This is a genomic window from Solirubrobacter soli DSM 22325, from assembly GCF_000423665.1.
GTDB lineage: Bacteria > Actinomycetota > Thermoleophilia > Solirubrobacterales > Solirubrobacteraceae > Solirubrobacter > Solirubrobacter soli.
The window spans coordinates 661,695-683,588 of sequence record NZ_KE384069.1; the positions used below are offsets into that span (position 1 = coordinate 661,695).

The 21,894-nt window shown below is 72.5% G+C and carries 20 protein-coding genes; 13 read left to right on the top strand and 7 right to left on the bottom strand.

Translation table 11 applies throughout. The annotated features are described in order from the left end of the window. The first annotated feature begins 12 nt into the window (after positions 1 to 12). Complete coding sequence (locus G569_RS53490; protein WP_053227312.1) at positions 13 to 1,080, top strand: M4 family metallopeptidase; 1,068 nt, start codon at positions 13 to 15, stop codon at positions 1,078 to 1,080. A gap of 2 nt (positions 1,081 to 1,082) precedes the next feature. Next, positions 1,083 to 1,379: a protealysin inhibitor emfourin gene (locus G569_RS53495; RefSeq protein WP_037500457.1), complete on the top strand. Its 297-nt coding sequence runs from the start codon at positions 1,083 to 1,085 to the stop codon at positions 1,377 to 1,379. On the opposite strand, the gene G569_RS0132540 is transcribed toward G569_RS53495, so the two are convergent. Then, entirely contained in the window at positions 1,376 to 2,173 is a 798-nt protein-coding gene (locus tag G569_RS0132540) for a sulfurtransferase (protein WP_028066511.1), read from the bottom strand. The genes G569_RS53495 and G569_RS0132540 overlap by 4 nt on opposite strands. 75 nt (positions 2,174 to 2,248) lie before the next feature. Here G569_RS0132540 and G569_RS0132545 point away from each other — a divergent pair, with 75 nt between their 5' ends. The 4 genes from G569_RS0132545 to G569_RS0132560 all read left to right on the top strand — a co-directional run bounded on the left by G569_RS0132545 (position 2,249) and on the right by G569_RS0132560 (position 6,010). Further along, positions 2,249 to 2,686 (top strand): RICIN domain-containing protein, encoded by a 438-nt coding sequence (locus tag G569_RS0132545; RefSeq protein ID WP_028066512.1) that lies wholly within the window; start codon positions 2,249 to 2,251, stop codon positions 2,684 to 2,686. A gap of 160 nt (positions 2,687 to 2,846) precedes the next feature. After that, positions 2,847 to 3,806 carry a DUF8225 domain-containing protein gene (locus G569_RS53500; protein WP_053227314.1) on the top strand — a complete coding sequence of 320 codons (960 nt, stop codon included), beginning with the start codon at positions 2,847 to 2,849 and terminating at the stop codon, positions 3,804 to 3,806. Further along, a complete protein-coding gene (locus tag G569_RS0132555) occupies positions 3,803 to 5,320 on the top strand; it encodes a Dyp-type peroxidase (RefSeq protein WP_157592465.1) in 1,518 nt (505 codons plus the stop codon). Before G569_RS53500 ends, G569_RS0132555 begins: the two co-directional genes overlap by 4 nt. 87 nt (positions 5,321 to 5,407) lie before the next feature. Next, on the top strand, positions 5,408 to 6,010 hold the full coding sequence (locus tag G569_RS0132560; RefSeq protein ID WP_028066514.1) for an RNA polymerase sigma factor: 603 nt from the start codon (positions 5,408 to 5,410) through the stop codon (positions 6,008 to 6,010). Here G569_RS0132560 and G569_RS0132565 read toward each other — a convergent pair. Both G569_RS0132565 and G569_RS53505 read right to left on the bottom strand, forming a co-directional pair. Continuing rightward, entirely contained in the window at positions 5,988 to 6,257 is a 270-nt protein-coding gene (locus tag G569_RS0132565; RefSeq protein WP_028066515.1) for a protealysin inhibitor emfourin, read from the bottom strand. The two genes, G569_RS0132560 and G569_RS0132565, sit on opposite strands and share 23 nt — an antisense overlap. After that, the gene (locus G569_RS53505) at positions 6,250 to 7,620 is read right to left on the bottom strand and encodes a gluzincin family metallopeptidase (RefSeq protein WP_053227315.1); all 1,371 of its coding nucleotides are present in this window, start codon (positions 7,618 to 7,620) and stop codon (positions 6,250 to 6,252) included. Before G569_RS53505 ends, G569_RS0132565 begins: the two co-directional genes overlap by 8 nt. A 154-nt stretch (positions 7,621 to 7,774) precedes the next feature. Between G569_RS53505 and G569_RS53510 the strand changes: the two genes are divergently transcribed. The 4 genes from G569_RS53510 (at position 7,775) to G569_RS0132590 (ending at position 11,005) form a co-directional block, all read left to right on the top strand. Continuing rightward, positions 7,775 to 8,416, top strand: a complete 642-nt coding sequence (locus G569_RS53510; protein WP_211233147.1) for a B3/B4 domain-containing protein — start codon at positions 7,775 to 7,777, stop codon at positions 8,414 to 8,416. Then, positions 8,417 to 9,346, top strand: coding sequence for a lytic transglycosylase domain-containing protein (locus G569_RS59475; RefSeq protein ID WP_053227316.1), 930 nt, complete (start codon positions 8,417 to 8,419; stop codon positions 9,344 to 9,346). It begins immediately after the preceding gene. A gap of 2 nt (positions 9,347 to 9,348) precedes the next feature. Continuing rightward, complete coding sequence (locus G569_RS0132585) at positions 9,349 to 10,707, top strand: adenylate/guanylate cyclase domain-containing protein (protein ID WP_028066516.1); 1,359 nt, start codon at positions 9,349 to 9,351, stop codon at positions 10,705 to 10,707. An 82-nt stretch (positions 10,708 to 10,789) separates the two neighbouring features. Continuing rightward, entirely contained in the window at positions 10,790 to 11,005 is a 216-nt protein-coding gene (locus G569_RS0132590; protein ID WP_157592466.1) for a hypothetical protein, read from the top strand. Between the two features lie 72 nt (positions 11,006 to 11,077). Here G569_RS0132590 and G569_RS0132595 read toward each other — a convergent pair whose 3' ends face one another. The 3 genes from G569_RS0132595 to G569_RS0132605 form a co-directional block, all read right to left on the bottom strand. Next, positions 11,078 to 11,317, bottom strand: a complete 240-nt coding sequence (locus G569_RS0132595) for a hypothetical protein (protein ID WP_028066518.1) — start codon at positions 11,315 to 11,317, stop codon at positions 11,078 to 11,080. A 547-nt stretch (positions 11,318 to 11,864) separates the two neighbouring features. After that, positions 11,865 to 15,497, bottom strand: coding sequence for an amidase family protein (locus G569_RS0132600; RefSeq protein WP_028066519.1), 3,633 nt, complete (start codon positions 15,495 to 15,497; stop codon positions 11,865 to 11,867). Between the two features lie 96 nt (positions 15,498 to 15,593). Further along, on the bottom strand, positions 15,594 to 16,583 hold the full coding sequence (locus tag G569_RS0132605; RefSeq protein WP_028066520.1) for a hypothetical protein: 990 nt from the start codon (positions 16,581 to 16,583) through the stop codon (positions 15,594 to 15,596). A 122-nt stretch (positions 16,584 to 16,705) separates the two neighbouring features. On the opposite strand from G569_RS0132605, the gene G569_RS64880 reads away from it, so the two are divergent. Genes G569_RS64880 through G569_RS0132620 form a run of 3 tightly spaced genes read left to right on the top strand, consistent with a single transcriptional unit; the run spans position 16,706 to position 19,094 of the window. Further along, positions 16,706 to 17,569 carry an immunoglobulin domain-containing protein gene (locus G569_RS64880; protein WP_028066521.1) on the top strand — a complete coding sequence of 288 codons (864 nt, stop codon included), beginning with the start codon at positions 16,706 to 16,708 and terminating at the stop codon, positions 17,567 to 17,569. Beyond that, a complete protein-coding gene (locus G569_RS0132615; protein WP_157592467.1) occupies positions 17,566 to 18,051 on the top strand; it encodes a hypothetical protein in 486 nt (161 codons plus the stop codon). Before G569_RS64880 ends, G569_RS0132615 begins: the two co-directional genes overlap by 4 nt. Beyond that, a complete protein-coding gene (locus G569_RS0132620) occupies positions 18,048 to 19,094 on the top strand; it encodes a hypothetical protein (protein WP_157592468.1) in 1,047 nt (348 codons plus the stop codon). Before G569_RS0132615 ends, G569_RS0132620 begins: the two co-directional genes overlap by 4 nt. On the opposite strand, the gene G569_RS53520 is transcribed toward G569_RS0132620, so the two are convergent. After that, on the bottom strand, positions 19,069 to 21,849 hold the full coding sequence (locus G569_RS53520) for an amidase family protein (protein WP_157592469.1): 2,781 nt from the start codon (positions 21,847 to 21,849) through the stop codon (positions 19,069 to 19,071). The two genes, G569_RS0132620 and G569_RS53520, sit on opposite strands and share 26 nt — an antisense overlap. Between the last annotated feature and the right edge of the window lie 45 nt (positions 21,850 to 21,894).

Consider the following 21,894-nt stretch of genomic DNA (forward strand, 5'->3'; position numbering starts at 1 on the left):
TAGCGTCGCCTCATGTCCTGCTTCATCGCGCCGCCGGATCTCCTCGCGTACGTCATCGAGCAAGGCGAGCCCGCGGAGCGTGACGCCGCGCTTCGGACGATCGCCGCCTCGGCCGCGCTGCGCACCAAGCGCCAGCTCGTCGGCTCCTTCATGCGCACGCTCGACGTGGACGTCGCGCGCTTCGATCTCCTGCCGACCGCGACCACGAGCCAGCGAACGGTCTACGACGCACAGCACGGCGGGCGGCTCCAGCTGCCCGGCAAGCTGGTCCGCGCGGAGGGCGATCCGCCGTCGGACGACGTCGCGGTCAACGAGGCCTACGACGGCGCGGGGACGACGTACGACTTCTACCGCGACGTCTACGAGCGCAACAGCATCGACGGCCGCGGCCTCGAGCTCGTCTCCTCGGTCCACTACGGGTCCCGCTACGAGAACGCGTTCTGGGACGGCGCGCAGATGGTCTACGGCGACGGCGGCGGCCAGTTGTTCAACCCCGGCGCCTTCACGCACGCGCTCGACGTGATCGGCCACGAGCTCACCCACGGGGTCACGCAGTACACGGCCGGCCTCGAGTACAGCAAGCAGTCGGGCGCGCTCAACGAGAGCTTCTCCGACGTCTTCGGCGTGCTCGTCAAGCAGTACGCGGCGCACCAGGTGGCCGACTCCGACGAGGCGAAGTGGCTGATCGGCGCCGGCTCGCTGGTGACCAAGTGGGGGCGGGCGCTGCGGTCGATGAAGTCGCCGGGCACGGCGTGGGAGGGCGATCAGCAGCCCGACCACATGGATCAGTACATCGATCTCCCCGACGACAACGACCCCAACAACGACAACGGCGGCGTCCACATCAACTCCGGCATCCCGAACCGCGCGTTCTACCTCGCGGCCACCAAGCTCGGCGGCTACGCGTGGGAGAAGGCGGGGCGGGTCTGGTACGTCACGCTGACCGACAAGCTGCAGCCGAAGTCGGTGTTCGACGAGGCCGCGCAGGCGACGGTCGAGGTGGCACGCGAGCTCTTCGGCGGCGAGGTCGAGCAGGCGGTGACCGAGGCGTGGACCGAGGTGGGGGTCCTGTCGTCGTGAGGGTGTCGATCGTCCGCGGCGGCGGGGTGGCGGGGGTCGCGACGCGCACGCAGCTCGCGGCCGACGCGCTGCCGCCCGAGGCGGGCGAGCGGTTGCGCAAGCTGGCGTCGGAGGTCGCCCCCGCCGACGACGCCGGGGGCCGCCGCCCCGACGAGCTGCTCTACAAGGTCGAGGTCGACGGCGTCACCGCGACCCACACGGAGACGACGCTGCCCGAGTCGGTGCGGGCGCTGATCGAGTTCGTCGACGAGCGCCCGGAACGCGATGACGCGATTCTTAAAGGGGTCAGGCCCCTTTAGGTTTCGAGCGGGCGGGCGGGGTCGCGGCTCCAGAGCGACCACGAGCCGGGGAACAGGCGGCCGCCGCCGAGGCCCGCGTGCTCGAGCGCGATGAGGTTGTGGCAGGCGGTGACGCCGGAGCCGCAGTAGGAGATGACGGGCTCGCTGCCCGTGATGCCGACCTCGGCGAACTTCTCGCGCAGCGTCGCTTTCGGCAGGAACCGCCCGGCTTCGTCGAGGTTCTCGCGGCACGGGAGGCTCTGGGCGCCGGGGATGTGGCCGAAGCGCGGGTCGAGGTCGTCGGCGGCGCCGTGGAAGCGGTCGCGCTGGCGGGCGTCGATGACGACGTGGGTGCCGGTGTCCGCGGCCTCGTCGATCGAGGCCAGCGCGGCCTCGGGCCACGGCCTCGCGCTGAACCGCGCGCGCGTGCGCTGCGGCGTGTCGGTCTCCAACGGGCCGTCCCAGGCCTGGATCCCGCCGTCGAGCAGTGCGCCCTGACGACCGGTGGCGCGGAGCATCCAGACGAGCCGCGCGGCCATCACGCCGCCGGCGTCGTCATAGGCGATGACGGTGTCCTCGTCGCCGATGCCGACCTCGGCCATCGCCGCCGCGAAGTGCTCGGGCGTGGGAAGGGGGTGGCGGCCGCCGAGGGCCGGGTCGAGGTGGGCGGCGAGCGCCTCTCCGAGGTCGACGAACACCGCGCCGGGGATGTGGCCGGCGTCGTAGGCGTCGCGCCCGACACGGCCGTCCAGGTAGGAGCGCACGTCGGCCACGACGGCGCCTTCGGGGATCTCTGACACGACGGGATCGATCACGCTCCAGGACGCTAACAGGGGTGTGGCAGGGGGTTCCTCCCGCGGCCGCGACCCGCGCGGGCGTCCTTTTCGGGCATGAAAGCCCTCCTCATCACCGCCCTGGCGACCGCGCTGCTCGTCTTCGCCAGCACCGCGAACGCCGCCACCACGAACGTCCGGATCGCCAACCCCGTCGCGTCCGGCAAGCTGCTCACCGCCCTCCCTTCCGGCGCGGTCGAGATGCGCTTCGCCGGCGGGCAGGGCCAGGTGTGGGCGAAGACCGGCGTCGCCCCGGGCTTCGTCAGCTTCGCGTCGCTCGGGCGCTGCCTGACCGGCCGCTCGCCGTCGCTCGTGACCGTCGATCCGTGCACGGGTTCGCGCAACCAGCAGTGGCGCACCGACAGCGACGGGTTCGTCTTCAACCGCGGCCTCGGGCTCGCGCTGGAGGTCGGCACCTCGCCGATCGCGCCCGGCGTGCGGCTCGCGCCGTTCACGGGTCTGGCGAATCAGCGCTGGCTGCAGAAGCCGGCCTGATCACGTAGCGAAACGCCGGGTCGACGTCGAGCTCGTCGTCGTACTCGATGTCGGCCGTGGCGTGCGGCCGTGGGCGCCGTGGCGCGTCGTCCGGCTCGAACAGTTCGTTCATATTGCGCTGGAGGGAGCCGCCGGGCGCGGTGATACCGTCGCGCGCCTCATGCCGCTGGTGGCGCGCTTCGACACGCCGGGCTCACTGCGCGACGCGCCGCCCGGCTCCGCGTTCTACGACAACTGGCACCGGCGGGTCGCGCGGCTGCTCAAGGACCGCACGCCCGCCAACGGCGGCGAGTTCGTCGATCCCAGCGTGGTCGCTCTGAAGCCGGTGGGGGAGCCGACCTACGCGTGGACCGGCTTCCCGCGGCCGCACCTGGTCGTCAACCACCGCGACGACCGCGAGGCCGCATTCAAGGCGGGCGAGGACCGGCTCGCCCAGCACGAGTACCTCGAGTGGCACGTCACGCGCGACGCGCGCGGGCGGATCACGAAGGTCACGTTCACCACCGAGACGCCCGAGTACTGGGAGGCGCTGGCCGAGAACGAGCCGGCCGTCCTGCTCGCGCGCTACCGCGAGCTCGTCTCGCCGCAGGTGCAGATGGCGGACCTCTTCAGCGGCGGGCGCTACGTGCGCGACAACGTCTGGAACCACGGCCGCGGCATCGTCCACTACGTGATGAAGATCAACGGGATCGCGCCGCTGATCAACGCCGAGCAGGACTCGCCGATCCGCGGGCGCGTCACCGACAACTACGACGCGCTGCCGCTGAGGTTCGCCAACGGGACGCCGCTCTATACGGCCGCCGACGCGCGTTTCTCGCTCGACATCGGCGTGCTCCAGCGGCAGGGCTTGTCCTTGACGGTGCGCGAGCCGCTCGGGCTCTACATGATCGAGTGGGACGACACCGGGTTCACGCGGCCCGACGGACGGCCAGTGGGCGACTACTGGCGGGTGGTGCGGGGGCGTCCCGGCGCCGCGTTGCGGCTCGAGTACGCGGTGCCGGCGTCGGAGGGCTTCGTGGTGTCCGACGTGCGGATCGGCGGGCGGCCGATCCGCTACGGCGGGCAGCTCGCCGAGCAGATCACCGTGATGGCGGGCGGCGTGGCGGGGCGGCGGGCTTGAGGCCGGAGGTCGAGGCGGTCCTCTCCCGTCTGGCGGCGATGTCGCCGGTGCTGCCGGCCGGGATCGCGCCGAACGCGGTCGGTGCCGTGGGCGAGCCGGGCGAGCCGGTGTACGACGCGGCGTTCCTGGGCGACGTCCAGGGCAACGTCATTCCGGGCTTCAACAAGGACCACCAGCACTTCCTGTTCCTGAAGCTGCGCGACGCCGCGCGGGCACGGCGCTGGTTGGCGCAGCTGGCGCCGAAGCTGACGACCATGGGCGAGGCGCTGGAGTTCAAGCGGGCACATCGGAGCGCGCGCCAGCAGACGGGGAGGCGCGAACCGCCGCTGAACTCGGTGTGGGTGAACGTCGCGTTCTCGTATGAGGGGATCGCGGCGCTGGCGGGGCGGGCGGAGGCGGCGAAGTTCGGCGAGCGCAGCTTCAAGGACGGGCTCGCGGCGCGGTCGGCGTATCTCGGCGATCCGCCCGGCGTGGCGCGCGGGTGGCCGGTCGCGGACGTGCTCGTGATCGTGGGTGCGGACGAGGTCGCCGATCTCGACGACGCGGTGGCGTCGCTGCGGCCGGAGGGCGTTCGCGTGGTGTTCGAGCAGCGCGGGGACACGCTGCCGGGCGGGCTGCGCGGCCACGAGCACTTCGGCTTCAAGGACGGGATCTCGCAGCCGGGAATACGAGGTCGCGCCCAGGACGAGTTCATCACCCCGCGCTTCCTCGCCGCGGGCGACCCGCATGCCCGGCTGTTCGCCAAGCCCGGCCAGCCGCTGCTCTGGCCGGGGCAGTTCCTCCTCGGCGAGCCGCGCCAGGACACCCAGGACGTCTACGCGCCGGCGGCGGGCGCTACGAACTTCCCAGCGTGGGCGCGCCGCGGGTCCTACCTGGTTGTGCGGCGCCTGCGGCAGGACGTCGAGGCGTTCTGGAGCTTCGTGGTCGATCAGGCGGGCGGCGGCGACCCGATCGCGTATGCGGCGACGCTGGTCGGGCGCTGGCCGAGCGGGGCGCCGCTCGCGCGCGGCGCCGACGACGCCGCGTTGGCCGGCGACGAGCTCGCCAACAACCACTTCCTGTTCGAGGACGACACCCGCCCGTCGGTCCTGCGCCCGGTCCCGGGCTACGCCGGCGACTCCTATCCGGCGGCGCGCGGCGACGTCCTCGGCGCAACGTGCCCGCACTTCGCCCACATCCGCAAGGTCAACCCACGCGACGCCGGCACCGACATGGGCACCCCCGCCGACACCCTGCTCCGCCTGATCCTGCGCCGCGGCATCCCGTTCGGCCCGCCCCTGATCGGCGGCGGCGACCCCGCCGCCGAGCGCGGCCTGATGTTCCTCGGCTACGGCGCCACGATCGAGGACCAGTTCGAGTTCATCACCCGCCGCTGGACCAACTCCGCCCTGCACCCCCGCTTCGGCGGCCGCGACCCCCTCATCGGCTCTGACCGCCCCTGGGTCACCCCATCCGGCGGCGGCTACTTCTTCGCCCCACCGATCAGCGCCGTCGCCGACGTCCTCGCCACCTAAAAGGGAGCAGGCCGTCTTCAAGGTTCAGGGTGCGGGATCAGGGGGCTCACCGAGGTCGGGGAGGGGGCGATCGCGGATCGTGGGGGCATGCCTCCCCAGCATCTCGTCCAGCTCGCCCAGGACCGCCGTCGCTACGAGCAGCTCGTGGCGTCGCGGTTCAGCACCTTGTCGATCCAGGACGCCGAGGATGTCGTGTCCGAAGCGCTGATCGCGGTCGCCGACCGCATTCCCGAGAACGCCGGCCGAGCGTGGTTCGCGCGGGTCGTCATCAACCGCGCGGAGGACTTCCGCCGCGCCCGCGACGGGCGCCCGCGCAAGGGTCCCGGGCGCCGCCAGGTCCCGCTCGAGGCGGCGTTCGACCGGCCTGCGCCGGCGCCTGAGGACCCGCACGACCGCGAGCTCGCCCACGCCACCGTCCACCGCGCGCTGCGGCGCCTGCCCGCCGAGCAGCGCGCGCTGCTCGCCCGCCGCCACCTGGGTGGCGCGACCCGCGGTGAGATCGCCGGCACCTTGGGCCTCACCCTCTCGCAGTACGAGAGCCGGCACACCGTGGCGTGGTCCGCGCTGCGCCACGTCGTCGCGGCCGAGGAGCCGACCCCGCGCTGCCGCCCGGTCCGCCGTGGGCGCGTGTCACCCGCCCACGCCGAGGCGCACCTCGTCGAGTGCCTCAACTGCCGGCTTGCCGCGTGACCTCGTCCGCCAGCGCCCGCAACGGCGCGACCGCCTCCGAGCCGTCGTCATGCCAGGCGACGGTGTGGCGCTCGTCGCCGTCCTCGACCGTCAGCTCGTAGCGAGGCAGGTCGGCGCCCGCCACCTCGGGCGGCGGGGTGGCGAGGAGCTCGCGCACGGTCGGGTCGAGCCGGTCCACCTCCAAGCGGACCGGCTCGTGCTCGATGCCGGCGAAGCCGCCGCTCTGCCTGAGGGTGAGCCTAGGCAAACGGCCCCTTGGCGAGCGCGTCGATCTCGGCCATCAACTCGTCATTGTCGCCGACGAACTCGGGCAGCTGCATCGTCCCGCAGCAGGTCGAGCGGTCCTGCGTGGCGCCCGGCTCGTCCGCGAAGGCGGCCTCCAGCTCGGCGGACTCGTCGCCGCCGTTCATCGAAAGCGCGGTCGGCGCGACCACCTCACGGAACGAGAACGCGTTGACGAGCGCCTGCCGGTAGCCCGCGGGCTTGCCGTCGGCGACGACGATCCCGAGCATCTTGTTGACCACGTGCGCGTACGTCGCGGCGGTGTTGGGCGCGGCGCGCAGCCCGCGGATCAACACCGAGGCGAGGTAGGCGGCGACGTCGTGCAGCACCACCGCGTCGTCGCGGACGTCCGGCTTGCGCTCCATCGCGAACAGGTCGGCGAGCACGTCGAACATCCCGCCGGTGAACACCTGCGAGATCGCATGGACCTCCGTCCCCACCTCGGAGAGCTTGAGGTTGTTGTCGGCGTTGCGCAGCCCGTTCGGCCGGCCGAGCGCGAGGCCGAACTGCTCCGCGAGATCGGAGAGGAAGTTCTTCGCGTGCAGGTCGGCCTTGGTCTGGGCGATCAGCGCCTCGCACTGGTCGAGCTGGTTGAGCGCGAGGAAGATCGCGGTCAGGTCGCCGAAGGACTCGTGCAGGCCGCCGGTCTGCGGCGGATTGTTGGCGAGCAGCCAGCCGGGCTTGAGCGCGTCGAGGATCGCGTGGCCGGTCTCGTGGGCGACGATGTCCAGCGACCGGCACGTGAACACCTGCGCCGGAGGCGTGCCCGCGTTGAAGAAGAAGAACTTCAGCGCCTTGTCGGAGCGCGAGTAGAACGCGTTCTGCGTCACACCCGCCCGTGGGAAGACGGTGAGCGGGTCCGCGTTGCCGCCGCTGTTCCACTGCCACGGCAGCGTCGTGCCGCCCATCCCGCGCTCGTACATCGTCAGCGTCATGCGCACGATCGCGAACGTGTGCACGGCGTCGAACGCCTCGGCCGAGGTCGTCGGGTCGACGAGCAGGTCGCCGAACACGTTCGGGGTCACGACCGGCAGGCCGGCGATCGCGATCCGGGCGTCGCGCGGACCCGCGAACACCCGCTTGGGCAGGAACGCCTTGCGCACCGCGATCTCCGCCACGGACGGGTCCTGCTTGTAGACGAACACGCGCGCGCCCGGCGTGGGGACGGGCACCGCGGGTGCGGCGGCGCGGATCGGGCCGGCGAGCGCGGGTCCTTCCTCGACCATCGGCGGCGCGACGTAGTGCTCGACGACCATCGAACGGAGCCGCTCGCGCGCGTGGCGTTCGGCGAAGTCCTTGGTGGGGAGCGGAACCTCGGGCAACTGCATGGGGGTCCTCCTTGAGCCTGGGTGCGGCGCTCAGTGATGGTCGCGCGGTGAACAATCGGGGTTCAGACGTCCTTCACGACGCCGCATGAGAGCCCGACGCACCGAAATCGACCGTGTCCGCACGCTGACATCGCCGCCCGATAGAACCCTGGCCGTGATCGATCCGTCCGTTCAACAGCGCTTCCCCGACTACACGGCCGCGGTCGTCGTGGCTTCAAATGTGCAGAACGGGCCGCCGGACGGCCATGGCGACGAGCTGCTGCGCGCCGCCGAGGCCTCGCTGCGCGCCCGAGCACTCGCCAAAGCTGCCGACGATCCCCACATCGCCGCGTGGCGAGCCGCGTTCAGCGCCTTCGGGGCGAAGCCGTCGCGCTTCCCGTGCTCGGCCGAGGCGCTGGCCTCGCGGGTGCTCAAGGGCGGCGAGCTCCCGCGCGTGAACCGGCTCGTCGACATCTACAACGCGATCAGCGTCACGCATCTCGTGCCGGTCGGCGGCGAGGACGCCGACCGCATCGCGGGGACGCCTCGCCTCGTGCTCGCCGACGGCAGCGAGCTCTTCGACGGCCCGGACGGGCCCCCGAAGCCCGGCGAGGTCGTCTGGCGCGACGACGAAGCCGTCACGTGCCGGCGCTGGAACTGGCGTCAGGGCCGCCGGACCGCGCTCACGGACGAGACGTCGCGCGCGCTGTTCATCCTCGACGCGCTCGCGCCCGCCTCACCCGAGCCCGCGCTGGCCGACCTCATCGCCGAGCTCGAGGCCGGCTGGCCCGGGTGCGCGATCGAGAGACTCGTGTAGGTGATCGGCCTGCTCGCCCTGCTGCTGGCGCTGATCGCGCCGGCGGGCCCCGGAGAGGCGCCGCGGGGCGCCGTGGCGGCGCGCGCCGCCGCGGCGCTGCCGGGTCTCGGCGCGGCGCCGCGGGGCGCCGCGGCGGCGCGCTCCGCCGCGACGCTGCCGGGCCTCGGCGCGGCGCCGCGGGGCGCCGCCGAGCCGCCCGCGCCCGACGCGCGCCTGCCACGCGCGCCCGGCGACCTCGCTGACGCGTTCACCGCCACGACGCGTGCGTTGCGGGCCGCGGCATGGGACGGCAGCGGCGCGGTCCCGCCCGATGTCACGCTGCTCGCGCTCCACCACCAGCGCGTCCTGCGACTGATGGCCGAGAGGCGCACACTCGGCGACGCGACGCTGAAAGCGCTCCCGCGCGACGTGCTCGGCGAGGCGCGCGACACGGTCCTCGCCCGCCGCGCGCTCGATGCGATCCCGCGCGGCAAGCCGCCAAGGGTCCGGGTCGCGCAAGCCGCGCCCGCGAGCACGCTCCGCGCCGCCTACGAGGAGGGACAGCGCCGCTTCGGCGTCGACTGGTCGGTGCTCGCCGCGGTCAATTTCGTCGAGTCAGCGTTCGGGCGCGTGCGCAGCGCCAGCGAGGCGGGTGCGCGCGGCCCGATGCAGTTCCTCCCCGCGACCTGGCGCGAGTACGGGATGGGCGGCGACATCGACGACCCGCACGACGCGATCCTCGCCGCCGCCAACTACTTGCACCGCTCCGGCGCATCGGAGAGTCTCGACCGTGCGTTGTTCGCCTACAACCACTCCAGCGACTACGTCCGCGCGGTCAAGCGCTTCGCGGCGCGTATGCGCGCGGACGAGCGTGCCTTCCGCACCTACTACGCGTGGCAGGTGTACGTGCGCACGCCCGGCGGCGGGTCGCGCCGCATCACCGGCCCGTGACGATGCGGCTGGCGCCATGGGCGATCGGGCTCGGGCTGCCGCTCGCGCTCGTCATCCTGCTGCGCTCGGCGCCGACGCTCGACGCCCGCTGGGAGGTCGATCCCGTCCACTTCTGGATCGTGCTCGCCGCCGGGGTCGTCAACGCGGGGCTGGCGATCGCGATCAGCGAGGCGGGGCGGAGGCGGCGTGACGCGCGGCTGCTGCTGATCGGGCTCGCGTTCCTCGTCAGCGCCGGCTTCCTCGGACTGCACGCGCTGGCGACCCCGAACGTCGTCGTCGACGGCGGCAGCGCGGCGTTCGTCCTCGCGACGCCGGTCGGGCTCGTGCTGGCGGGCGCGTTCGCGGCCGCGTCGGCGGTCGAGTACGGCCTGGCCGCGTCGCTGCGGATCGTCGAGCTCGGCCGCTGGCTGCTCGGCGGCGTGCTCGCGCTGCTCGCCCTGTGGGGGATCGTCTCGGTCGCCGGGCTCCCACCGCTGCACGACCCGGTCACGCCCGACCAGGTCGAGGCGCCGCTGAGCGCGCTGGCCGCGGTCGGCGTCGTGTTGTACGGCTTCGCCAGCTGGTCCTACTTCCGCGTGTGGGCGCGCCGCCGCACCGGGCTGGCGTTCGCCGTCGCGTTCGCGTTCGGCCTGCTCGCCGAGGCGCTGATCGTCTCGGTGCTGTCGCTTCCCACGAGCTGGCGGCTGAGCTGGTGGGAATGGCACGTGCTGATGACGATCAGCTTCTTCACGATCGCCGCCGCCGCGAACTCCGAGTGGTACGAGGAGCGCTTCAGCGGCCTGTACCTCGACGAGACGCTCGCCGGCCGCCGCGAGGTGAGCGTCCTGTTCGCCGACCTGAGCGGCTTCACCCCGTTCAGCGAGGCGCGCGGGCCCGAGCAGGTGCACGCGATGCTCGTCACCTACTTCGGTGAGCTCGCCCCGATGATCGACCGTGAGTTCAACGGCGAGGTCCAGGACTTCGTCGGCGACCAGATCTTCGCGATCTTCAACAAGCGCGGCGACCAGCCCGACCACGCCCTCCGCGCCGCCCGCGCGGCGCTGGAGCTGCAGCGTCGCGCGGAGGCGCTCCGCGCCGACCACCCCGAGTGGCCGCGCTTCCGCGCCGCGGTCAACACCGGCCCGGTGCTGGCCGGCGTGGTCGGCGACCGCGGCCACCGCATCCACGGCGTCTTCGGCGACACCGTCAACCTCGGCGCGCGCCTCGAGGGCAAGGCGCCTCCGGGCGGCGTCGTGATCGGCAGCGCCACCTACGCGGCGCTGGACGGACCGGACGTGACCGCGCTCGAGCTGATGCAGGTCAAGGGCAAGTCCCAGCCCATCCAGGCCTACGTCCTCAACGGAGTCAAGACTTCCGCATAGGTTCGCGCACGCGGAACAAAGTTAGGTTCGTGTTCGTCCAGCGAAGGAGGAACACCATGCGGAGTCGCCTGTTGGTGTGACGATGGCGTTCGTGGTCGCGTGCGGCGGCGGCGCTGCCGTGGCCGGCGCGTCCGTCAATCCGATCGCTCACGCCGCGTGCAAGCAAGCCAGGATCGGCGGTCAGTCGAAGTGCATCGCCCGTGGCCAGTACTGCGCCCGGCGCTACCAGCGCGACTACCGCCGGTACGGCTTCTCTTGCTCAAAGGTCGACCGCAACGGCCGCTACCACCTGACGTGAGTCGGGGGTGGTCAGGATTTGCGTCCTCAGAGGACGCTTTTCCTGACCACCCCCGTCCCGAACGCGCTCGGGTCAGTTCTCGAGCGGGTCGTTCGGGATCGTCGCGACGCCGGTCGAGCAGTCGATCGAACCGCTGCCGTCGCCGAAGATGATCGTGCCGACGAAGTTCCCGCAGGCGGACTTCGTCTGCTTGGGCGTCAGCTGGACCTTGACGGTCGGCCCGCTGGCGCTCGCGGCGCCGGCGGTGGCGCCGACGGAGCCGGCGGCGAGCAGGAGGACGAGGGCGGCGCGGCGGATGTTGGTCTTGAGCATGAACGCCCTATCCGCAGCATCCCGCGTCCCGGATCACCGTTTCTACACATGACGGACTCGGGGTGGAGAAGTTCCACCCCGAGGTGGATGTCAGAAGCGGTCCGGGTGCGGGAAAGTCATCTCACGATGACCCGCCAGTTCACATTCCCGACGGTGACCGAGGTCCCCCGTGGACCGGCACCGAAGCGTCCTCCGCGCCAGCGCTGAAGCGACGTTCCCGGGGCCGGCCGCCGCCGGGTTCAGAACCACGGAAGGCGCCCGCTGTTCGCGGGCGCCTTGGGCGCTGCCGGCGGCTGGGGCTCGGCGGGTTCGTCGGTCAGACCTTGAAGCCCAGGCGCCAAGTGCTCGGGCTCGACTTCCAGCTGCTCGTCATCACCACTTGTACCCCCACTTGTAGCCGTACTTGAACCCATCCACCGTTCCAAACTTGAAGCCCATCGTTGATTCCCTTCGTCGACCGTGTCGTTCCTGACGCTGGGAAGCATCGCCGGGCCCGGCTACGGGGCGGTAACGCCGCGGTAAGGCCGCGTCACCGCCCCGTGGGGGCTCAGGGTGTGGTGGTGGAGAGCGTGAACGTCAGCGTCCGGCTGTAGCTGCCGGTCCGCAGCGCGTCACCCGCGTCGATGTGCTGCTTGAAGCCGATCGTCACGGCGTCGTTGGACACGGGCGCCGACCAGGTCGACTTGCTGAAGGAGACCACGAGCGGCGACGGGAGCGTGAACGTCCCGTTGGCCAGGTGGCCGGGATCGCTGACCGTGAGCGCCGCGTCACCTGCCGACGAGATGACGGTGGCGGTCGTCGAGGCCGTGTAGTCCTTCGCCACGCCCGGGGTGAAGGCGCCGAAGGAGGCCGGCGCACCGAGCGTCAGCGACAGCGTGGCCGGGACGGTGCCGCCCACGTCGCCCTCGACCGCCGTCGCGTTCGGGCCGGCGGCGTACGGCGTCCCCACGTCACCCGCGTTGCAGGCGTACGGGTGGTAGAAGGCGCTGCCCTCGACGCACCGCCACATGCTCTGGTTGGTCATGCTCGGCGCACCGCTCACCGGGCCGAACTGGCCGGGTCCGACCATGTAGGGCGGACCGGCGTCACGGATCTTCGTGGCCTGCTCGAACGCGAAGGCGTCGGCGAGCAGGTCCGCCTCCGAGCCCGCTGCGCCGATCAGCACGACGCCGATCGGGTCCCCGCCGGTGGAGCTGTCGCGCACGCCGTAGCCCGCGGGCACGGTCAGGACCGGGTAGCCGGCGCGATCGGCCACGCCGACCAGCGCGTTGCCGCTCGGCACGAGGATCGCCGAGCTCGTCGCGAGGATCGCGTCGAGCACGGCCTTGGAGTCGGCCTTGCCCTTGGCCAGGTTGCTCGCGTAGGTGGCATCGTCGCCGGCCGCCGCGGTGAGGCCGCTCTGGCCGAACTTCAACCCCTCGACCGGATGTGCCGTGTCGTAGTCGATGACCGACTGCAGCCCCTTGAAGTCGCGGTGCAGCTCGTACCCGACGATGCTCGGCGCGGTGGTCGCCGCGCCCGGCGTCACGGTCGTCGTGGTGGCGCCGGCCGTGGTCAGCGCCGTCACCGCCGCCGGGTACGGCGCGGTGGTGTTGGCGATGACGGCGATCTTCTTGCCGGCCAGCGCGCCGGCCGACAGGCCGGTCGTGTAATCGTGGCCCGTCAGAGCGCTGAGCGCGGCGGCCGTGTCGAACACGGTCTGCCCGATCGGCCCGGGCGCGTCCTGGGACGTGGCGACCGGGAGGACGCCGTCGTGGCTGACCAGACCGACCGTCGGCTTGAGCGCGACCGCGCCCGCGTTGCCGGCCGGGGCGATCAGCTGCGCGGCGTCGGTCCCCGTCTCCAGGCCGACGGCCAGCGGCGCGAAGCCCGCCGAGACCGCCGCGGCGGAGCCGCCGGACGAGCCGCCGACGTTCTTGTTCGTGTCCGACGGCAGGAGCACCTGACCGCCCAGCGAGGAGTACCCCTGCGGCATGTTCGTGTCGAACACGCCGCCGAGCTCGGTCACGTTGGTGTCGCCGAGGATCACCGCGCCCGCGGCCTTGAGCTTGGCGACGAGCGCCGCGTCGGCGGCGGGCTTGGCGTCCTGCAGCGCGATCGAGCCCGCGCTCGTCGCGAGACCGGTGACGTCGATCGAGTCGTCGACCAGCACCGGGATGCCCTCCAGCGGGCCGCGGACGCTCCCGCTCGCGCGGCGCGCGTCGCTCGCGGCCGCCTCGCTCAGCATGCTCGGGTTGATCGCACGCACGGCCTGGATCGCCGGGCCGTTGGCGTTCGCCAGCGCGATCCGCGTGAGCTCGGCCTTCACGAGCTGCTGCGAGGTGAGCGTCCCCGCGGTCAGCTTGGCCTGCAGCGCCTGGGCCGAGGTCGTCTCCAGCGGGAAGCCGAGGATGGTCTTCGTCCCGCCGAGCAGTGACATCACCGACTGATAGTCGGGGTTGCAGTGCCCGCGGTCGGCGTAGGGCTCGGCGGGAAGCGTGCGCGCGCAGCGATACGACGCAGGGTTGACCTCGCCGACCGGCTTACGCAGCTTCGTCGCCTGCTCGATCACGTAGCCGACGCCGATCAGGTCGCGCTCGCCGTACGGGCCGGCGAAGACGTCGACGCCGAGGTTGCGCCGCTGCGTGGTCGTGTAGCCCATCGGGACGACCAGCTCCGGGTAGCCGGCCTGCGGAGTGCTCGGAGCGGAGCCGATGATCGCGATCACCGGGTTGACGGTTCCGTCCGGGCAGGTCGTGGTGCCGTTGGCGACGCCCGCGGGGGTCGTCGAGTTGGTCGTCACGCCCGCGCCCGGGCAATTCATCATCGCGTCGACGGCCGAGTGATAGGCGGCCTTGCGCAGGACGAGGTTGGTCTGGAACTGCGTCTGGTTGGTCAGGCCGAGCGACGTCGGCGCCATCGGGTTGGTGATCGTCGTGTCGTCGGCCAGCGACTCGCTGGCGTGGGCGGAGTTGCCGTCCTTCGCGCCCTCCTGCGGGTTGGTGTTGTCCACCGCGACCTCGTCGACGAGGTTCTTGACGGGCGCGTTGGGGCCGAGGCCCTTGTAGTACTCGTCGATCGTCGCGTGCTGCTCCCAGCCGGACGGCAGCGGCGCGAGCGTGGCGACGGTGGTCGTCGGGTCGGGCACCAGGATCGCGCCCGCGTCCTGGAGCGCCTTGACCGCGGCGGCGTTGGCCTGCTGCTGCGCGGTCGGCGTGCACGTCGGCTGCGGCGTGCACTCGGTGTTGTTGTAGCCGATGCGCTTGCCCTTGACGTAGTTCAGGTCCAGGGCGCTCGAGTAGTCCGGCAGCGTCCAGCCCGCGGCGGGCCTCGGGATGTCCGGCCCGAAGTAGTTCGGCCCCATCAGGTCCAGGTACTCCTGATTGGCGGTCGGGTTCGAGCCGGGGACCTCGGCGATCGACTGCAGCGTGATCGCGGCGTCGGCGACCGTGCGGACCATCGGTCCGGCCGTGTCCTGGGACACGTCGATCGGTGCGATGCCATAGCCGGGCACCAGCCCGACCGTGGGGCGCAGCCCCACGAGTGACTGCGACGTCGACGGGCTGATGATCGAGCCGCTGGTCTCCGTGCCGATCGTCAGGGCGGCCAGGCCCGCGTCACCCGCGGCGCCGGAGCCGGACGAGGACCCGCTCGGCCCCTGGGCGGCGTCGTTGGCGTTGAGCACCTGGCCCGTCAGGTTGCTGAAGCCCGACGGTTGGCTGCCGAAGCTGTTGGCCCACTCGGAGAGCCCGAGCTTGCCGAGGACGATCACCCCGTGCGCCTTGAGCTCCTTGGCCACGCCGCTGTCGTTGGGTGGGAACGAGTTGCGGAGCGCCCAGTCGCCCGCGGACGTGTACATCGGGGTGGCATCGATGATGTCCTTGAGCAGGATCGGCAAGCCCATCGCCGGGCCGAGGTTCTTGCCGTGTGCCCGCGCGTAGTCCGAGTCGGCGGCCTGCTGGAGCGCCTCGGGGTTGATCTGCGTGACGGCGTTCAGGCCCGGGCCGGCCTTGTTGATCGCCGCGATGCGGGCGAGATAGGCGCGGACGAGCTGCACCGAGGTGACCTGGCCGCTCTGCAGCAGCTGCTCGGCCTGGGCGCCGGACAGGTTCTCGAGGTCGAGGACTGGGTCGGCCTTGGCGGCCGAGGTACATGCCAGCAGCCCGGCGGTGGCCAGGCAGGCGGCGACGAAGCGACGCAAGTGCGTCTCCTATGGCGAGGTGAACAGGGAGGACCGGCGGTTCCGGACCCTATGTCGCGCTGTTCACCGCCCGGAATGGACGCATGGGCCAACCGGTTACCGACCGCCGGTCGATCCCTTCATTTTCAACTCAGGAGAGCCGGCGACGCGCTCCTCGGTGCCGGCGAGCACACCGCGTGCCCAGCGCTCGCTGAAGCCCGCGAGGATCGCGATCGCGATGAAGAAGTGGGTGCCGGCGGCGCCGTCCGGGACCTGGAGCGGGATGAAGCCGCTCTGCAGCAGCACGTAGACGACGGTTCCGGAGAGCGCGCCGAGCAGTGGCCGCAGCGCGCCGGCGGCGACGAGCGGGCCGCGGCCGGACTCGGCGTTGGCGAAGAGGGTGTGCAGGCGCAGGTTGCCCGAGGTCATGCCATAGAGCACGCTCAGGAGGGCGCCCATGCCACCGGCGATCAGGCTCGTCAGGTACATGCCGGCCTCGTCGCGGAGGTCGGGGAGCGCGGCGAGCCCGAGCGAGAGCAGGGCGCCGACGCCGGCGATCACCGTGAGTCCGCCGATGACGCCGCCGAGGTACCGCATCTGCGCGCGGCGCTGGGCGGCGCGGCGGAAGTAGCCCTCGGCGCGGTCGAGCGCGGCGGTGAGGTACTCGATCCGCGTGACCTCGCCTTCGACGTGGTTGGCGGCGTTGCGGTCGAGCTCCTTGAACAGGCCCGAGATGACGCCGTAGAGCATGCGCAGGCAGAGCGCGCGGTCACGGCCGGCGTCGAAGGTCAGGTCGACCTGGCGGTAGAGCGAGATCGCGCGGAACAGCAGCTCCTCGACGTCCTGCTCGAGGCGGACGTCGGGCGCGGCCGAGATCTCCAGCCGCTCGCGTCCACGGTCGGTGACGAGCGCGACGGCGACGGCGATCCAGCTGCCGTAGTAGCGCTCGAGCACGTCGTTCTGGGTCTCGAACGCGCGCACGAGCATCGCCGTGCGCTCGGTTTGGGGTCCGCTCCCGACGCCGATGGCGTCCTCGAGCGTGACGGTGCGGCGGAAGCGTCTCTCCGGTGTTGACTCGGTCAACGTCGCTTCGAACAGGTGCTGCATCGTCGCGAGCGTCCTCCTTTCGCAAAACCGCTGCAATCACCCCAAAGGACCAACCTCCTCACCCGCAACCTCGACGTTCGGTCAGTCGCCGGTCCTCCGACAGTGGAAAGATGCGGGCCGTCATGGACGTTTGTTCGACGCGAGTCGGCGCCGTCGTGATCGGGGTGGGGCTGCTGCTGGTGATGCCCGCTTCGGCGCGCGCGGAGGCCCAGCCGGTCATCACCAAGCCGCCGGCGATCTCGGGGTCGCTCAACGTCGGCCAGACGGTGACCGCGAGCGCGGAGTGGACCGGCGACCCGGCGCCCACCGCCGCCTGGGCGTGGCTGCGCTGCACGAAGCCGACGGGGTCGTGCTCCGCGATCAATGGCGCGACGACGACCAGCTACGTCGTGGCGGCGACGGACCTCGGGGCATACCTGCGCGTGCGGGTGAAGGTCACCAACCCCCAGGGCTCGGTCACCGCGCAATCCAAGATCACGACGGTCATCCTCGACGCGCTCCCGACCCCGACCCCGACGCCCACGCCCACGCCGACGGAGACCCCCACACCCGAGCCGACGGCGACGACCGTCCCGGAGCCCGCCCCGACCCCCGTGCCCACCGCGGCGCCCCCGGTCGTGGTCGCTCCCGCGACACTCGTGCCGCTCGCGTTCGACCCGTTCCCGACCGTTCGCATCAAGGGTCACGTGACCGCCACGGGCACACGCGTGACGCTGTTGAGCGTGCGGGCACCCCGCGACGTCCGGATCGACGTCGACTGCAAAGGCAAGGACTGCCCGACCCGTCACTTCCGCTCGCCGACGGGCCATCTCCGGCTCGGGAAGTTCGAGCGACGCTGGCGCGCGGGCACACGGCTCACGATCCGGGTGACCAAGCCGGGCTACACCGGCAAGTTCACCCAGTTCGTGTTCCGGCGCGCCACCGCACCCAAGCGCGTTGACCGCTGCTTGGCGCCCGGCGCGACCAAACCGATCCCGTGCACGTGAGGTTCCTGGCGGTCGGTGCGGCGCTGGTCGCGACGTTCGTGGCGGCGTTCGCGCTGACCTCGCGCTCACGCGACGCCGGCTCGCCGTCGGATCAGATCGCGCGGTCCACGCCGGAAGCGGTCACCCCGCTGCACCGGGTCCCGCCCCTGCCGGCCGTGGCGGGCGCCGATGGCGCGGCGCAGGCGAGCCGGGAAGCCGCCGCCCGGGAACGGGACGCGCGCCGGGCGCACGCCGCCGCGGAGCGCCGCGCCGGTGCGCGCGAGCGAGTCGCGGCGCGGCGTCGCGCCGATGCCGCCGCACGCCAGCGCGCCGAGGCGCGTCTCGCCCCGCCTCGGTCCACGGCGATGGCGACGGCGACCGCTGCCCCGCCGCCGGTTGCGACGGCGGCGCCGCCGACGCGCTCGACGCCGGTGACCACGCGCCAGCGCAAGAAGCCCGCGCCGAGCTTCGACGACTCCGGCTACTTCGAGTCCGACCGATGAGGGACCCGGTGAAGCTCATCGGCGCGGCGCTGCTCGTGATCGGGCTCGGTGCGGTCGCGGGCCGCGTCGCCGTCGCCGACCACGACGCCGGATCGACCTTCCGCGTCGGCGGCGCGGACGTGACCGTCGCGAGCGGATGGCAGCGGGTCGGCCCGGACAAGCTGGCCAAGGGCCACGAGCGGCTGCTCGTGACGCTGATTCCCGCGATGGAGTTGCCGGCGCTCGGCACGACGGCGACCGGTACCGCCGCGGCGTCACCGGTGCCGCGGGTTCCCGGGACCGGCGCGCCGGGACGCGCGCGCCTCGGGGGCTACGACGCGTGGCGCTACGGCGCCGCGCGGGTCCTTCCGACCACGAGCGGCGCGCTGGTCGTCGAGTGCCGCTGCGCCGACGCGGTCCGCGCGGTGTCGGTTCCGGGCGCCTCGGTCCTCGAGCCCGCCCCGGACCTCGCGCTGCGGCTGCGCGCGCCGTCCGCGCTCGCGCGGCTGGACGCGATCCGCACGAAGGAACGCGCGGCGTGGACGCCCGCCTCGGCAGCGCGGCTCGCCGCGGCGCACCGCGCGGCGCTCGACGACCTCGGCACGCTCGCGCCGCCCGCGCTCTCCCGGGCGCTCAAAGACTCCGCGACCGCCTACCGCGAGCTCGCCCGGACGCCGTCCACGTCGCCGACCGCGCTGACCGCCGCCGACCACGAGCTCGAGACCGCCGTCGCGGGGCTCGCCCGCACCGGTGCGCCGCGGGCGCAGACGCCGACCGCGGTGGACGGCGGCGGAGTCCCGTGGCTCGTGCTCATGGCCCTGGTCGCGGTGCTCGCCGGCGCGCTCGCGCCGATGGCGGTGCGCCGCCTCAACGCCCGGCGGCGGCTCGCGCCTCCCGCGCCGGTCGTCGACGCGCCACCCGCCAAGGCCTGCGTGCTCAAGCGGCGCACGCCGATCTCGCCGCCGCCCACGTACGGCCGCTGGAACGAGGCCCCGCGCGGGCCGGGCGCCGTCCCGCAACAGGACGGCGCCCCACCGGTCACGGCGTCGTCGTCGACAGCGTGAACGTCAGCGTCTTGGAGTAGGTGCCGGTGCGCAGCGCGTCGCCGGCATCGATGTGCTGCTTGAACGCGATCGTCACCGGGTCGTTGGACACCGGCGCGGTCCAGCTCGACGTGCTGAACGACACCGAGAGCGGCGACGGCAGCGAGAACGAGCCGTTGACCAGGTGGCCCGGGTCGCTCACCGAGAGCGCCGCGTCACCCGCCGTCGACACCACGTTCGCCGGCGTCGTCGCCGTGTAGTCCTTCGTAACGCCCGGCGTGAACGCGCCGAACGAGGCCGGAGCGCCCAGCGTCAATGACAGCGTCGCCGGGACCGAGCCGCCGACCGTCCCCGGGGTCGAGGTCGCGAACGGCAGCTTCGGCGCGACCGCCGGCTGCACGTGCCCGGACGCCTTGGCCTCGAACGCGTACGCCATCCCGAGCAGCTTGAGGTCGTCGAACTCCTTGCCCTGCAGCTGCAGGTTGATCGGCTGCCCGTGGTCGTTGACGCCCGCCGGGAAGATCACCGTCGGCACGCCCGCGGCCGAGGCCTGCGGGTCGCGGCGGCCGAAGCTCGGCTGGATCGAGTCGTTGAGGTGGATGTCGCTCAACTGCCCGGGGAACACGACCGCGTCGACGCCCTGCGCGTCCATCCACGCCGCGAGCTGACCGCGGTACGTCGCCCGCGCGGCCTGGAAGCCCGCGACCTGCTCGGGCGTCATCGCGCCGGTGCCCGTGTACGGCGACGTGTTGCGGAACTGCGGCAGCCGCAACGGGCTGCGGATGATCGACGGCACGTCGGTGTACGGGTTGTCGGGGTGGGCGAGGACCCACTGCCGCCAGCCCTCGAAGCCCTTGTCGCCCGGGGTCGACGCCGGCCCGCTGGGCGGGTCGGTGATCGGCTTGACGGTCGCGCCCGCCTCGACGAAGTGGGCGAACTGCGCGCGCATGGCATCGCTCGTCCCGGTCGTCCCGAACGGGTCGTTGAACGCCGACGCGGGCACGCCGATGACCTTCCCCGCCAGCGCGTCGGTCTTCAGCGCGGGCGTCCAGTCCGTGGGCCGGTGCCCGTTGGCGACGTCGTCGAGCGGGTCGGCCGGCGCGTCGATCGCGGTCGCGTTGAGCAGCAGCGCGAGGTCCGGCAGCGTGCGCGAGATGATCCCCGCGTAGTCCTGCACGTAGGTCAGCGGCATCACGCCGTCGGTCGACTGCATGCCGTCGGTGCCGCGCAGCGAGACCAGCGACGCGGCGCTCGACGGTCCCCACAGCGAGTCGCCGGTCTGCGTGCCGAGAGCGGCAGCGGCGAAGCTCGACGCCACGGCGACCGCGGAGCCGCCGGACGAGCCGATCGACGACTTCGACGGGTCGAACGCGTTCCAGACCTGCCCGGAGGCACTCGGTGAGAAGTGCCCGTCGGTCGCGAACTCGGCCAGGTTGGCCTTGCCCATGATGATCGCGCCCGCCTCGCGCAGCTTGGCGACGATCCACGCGTCCTTCTTGGGCTGGTAGCCCGCGAAGACCAGCGAGCCGCCCGTGGTCGGCATGTCCTTGGTGTCGAAGATGTCCTTGGCCAGGATCGGGATGCCGAGCAGCGGCCGCGTGTCGCCCGCGGCGCGGGCGTCGTCGGCGGCCTTGGCCTGCGCCATCGCGTCCGGCGCCACGGTGATCACCGAGTGCAGGCCGAGCGGCCCGCCGTCGTACGCGGCGATCCGGTCCAGGTATGCCCGCATGATCTGCTGCGCGCTCGTCGCACCCGAGGCCATGTCGGCCTTCAGCTGCGTGACCGACTTGCCCACGACGTCATACGGCGAGCTCGTGGTCGCGCCGAGCGAACGATCGCGCACGACCGGACCGAGCGAAGGCGCGGCAGCGCCGCCACACGCGGGCACCGCGAAGTTCACGACACGACACGACGCACCCGCCGCGAGGTCGCTCAGCACCGGCGCGGTGGCCAGCGCCGCCGCCTTCGCACCCACGGCGGCGACCTGCGAGCCGGCCGCGGGCGTCGCCCCTCCACCCGCCGGCGCGCGCGTCTCGCTCAGCCCGGTGACCACGAAGTGCACCAAGGCCCGCGTCTCGCCCGCCGGGATCGTCAACGTGTTCACGAACCCGGGATGGTTGGCCTCGTCTCCGGACGCGGGCAGCGCCACGGTGAACGGGTCGCGCAGGAAGTCGCCGACGCGGTCGACCGCGCCCGCCACGGTCGCGCTCGTGCCGTTGACCGTCGCCGACCCAGCGGCCGCACTCGGCGAATAGAACGACGCCCAGCCGTCCGCCGCCGTCAACGCGCCGTCACCGGACGCGGTCGCGGCGATCGCGCTCTGGTTGGTGCCGGTGTTGTAGCCGACCTGCCCGCCGAAGGCGACCTCGATCGTGACGGGGGAGGACGTGGTGTTCGTGAACGAATCCAGGAAGCGAGCCCACGACTCGCTGGTGTTGAACAGCAGCGAGCGCTTGACGGCGACGCCGCCGATCTCGACCGCCGCCTTGCTCGAGAACGCCGTCGCGCTGTCCGGCGTCAGCCCGAAGCCGCGCAGCAGGATCCCGTTCAGCCGCGGACTGCCCGGCACCTTCATGCGGATGCCGCCGTAGCCCTGCAGCGAGTTGGTGCCCGTGTTGTGGATCGAGCCCGTGTCGACACCCGGGACGAGCGCGTCGTTGACGTTCCAGGTGTCGCCGTTGGTGTTGGTCACCGTCGTCCAGCCCCAGGCAGGGGACGACGAGGCGGCGACGAGCGCCGCCACGGCGACGGCCAGCCGCCGAGTACGTGCGTGCAAAGAACCCTCCAGTTCCGACTCCAGACCCTCGCGGCGCGACGCTAT

What these genes read in the sequence shown, in the direction of transcription:
- G569_RS0132545 (WP_028066512.1), top strand. Translation starts at nt 2,249, where the DNA reads ATGAAAGCCCTCCTCATCACCGCCCTGGCGACCGCGCTGCTCGTCTTC.
- G569_RS0132595 (WP_028066518.1), bottom strand. Translation starts at nt 11,317, where the DNA reads ATGCTCAAGACCAACATCCGCCGCGCCGCCCTCGTCCTCCTGCTCGCC.
- G569_RS53490 (WP_053227312.1), top strand. Translation starts at nt 13, where the DNA reads ATGTCCTGCTTCATCGCGCCGCCGGATCTCCTCGCGTACGTCATCGAG.
- G569_RS64880 (WP_028066521.1), top strand. Translation starts at nt 16,706, where the DNA reads ATGGACGTTTGTTCGACGCGAGTCGGCGCCGTCGTGATCGGGGTGGGG.
- G569_RS0132620 (WP_157592468.1), top strand. Translation starts at nt 18,048, where the DNA reads ATGAGGGACCCGGTGAAGCTCATCGGCGCGGCGCTGCTCGTGATCGGG.
- G569_RS0132585 (WP_028066516.1), top strand. Translation starts at nt 9,349, where the DNA reads ATGCGGCTGGCGCCATGGGCGATCGGGCTCGGGCTGCCGCTCGCGCTC.
- G569_RS53500 (WP_053227314.1), top strand. Translation starts at nt 2,847, where the DNA reads ATGCCGCTGGTGGCGCGCTTCGACACGCCGGGCTCACTGCGCGACGCG.
- G569_RS0132605 (WP_028066520.1), bottom strand. Translation starts at nt 16,583, where the DNA reads ATGCAGCACCTGTTCGAAGCGACGTTGACCGAGTCAACACCGGAGAGA.
- G569_RS0132560 (WP_028066514.1), top strand. Translation starts at nt 5,408, where the DNA reads ATGCCTCCCCAGCATCTCGTCCAGCTCGCCCAGGACCGCCGTCGCTAC.
- G569_RS0132590 (WP_157592466.1), top strand. Translation starts at nt 10,790, where the DNA reads ATGGCGTTCGTGGTCGCGTGCGGCGGCGGCGCTGCCGTGGCCGGCGCG.
- G569_RS53505 (WP_053227315.1), bottom strand. Translation starts at nt 7,620, where the DNA reads ATGCAGTTGCCCGAGGTTCCGCTCCCCACCAAGGACTTCGCCGAACGC.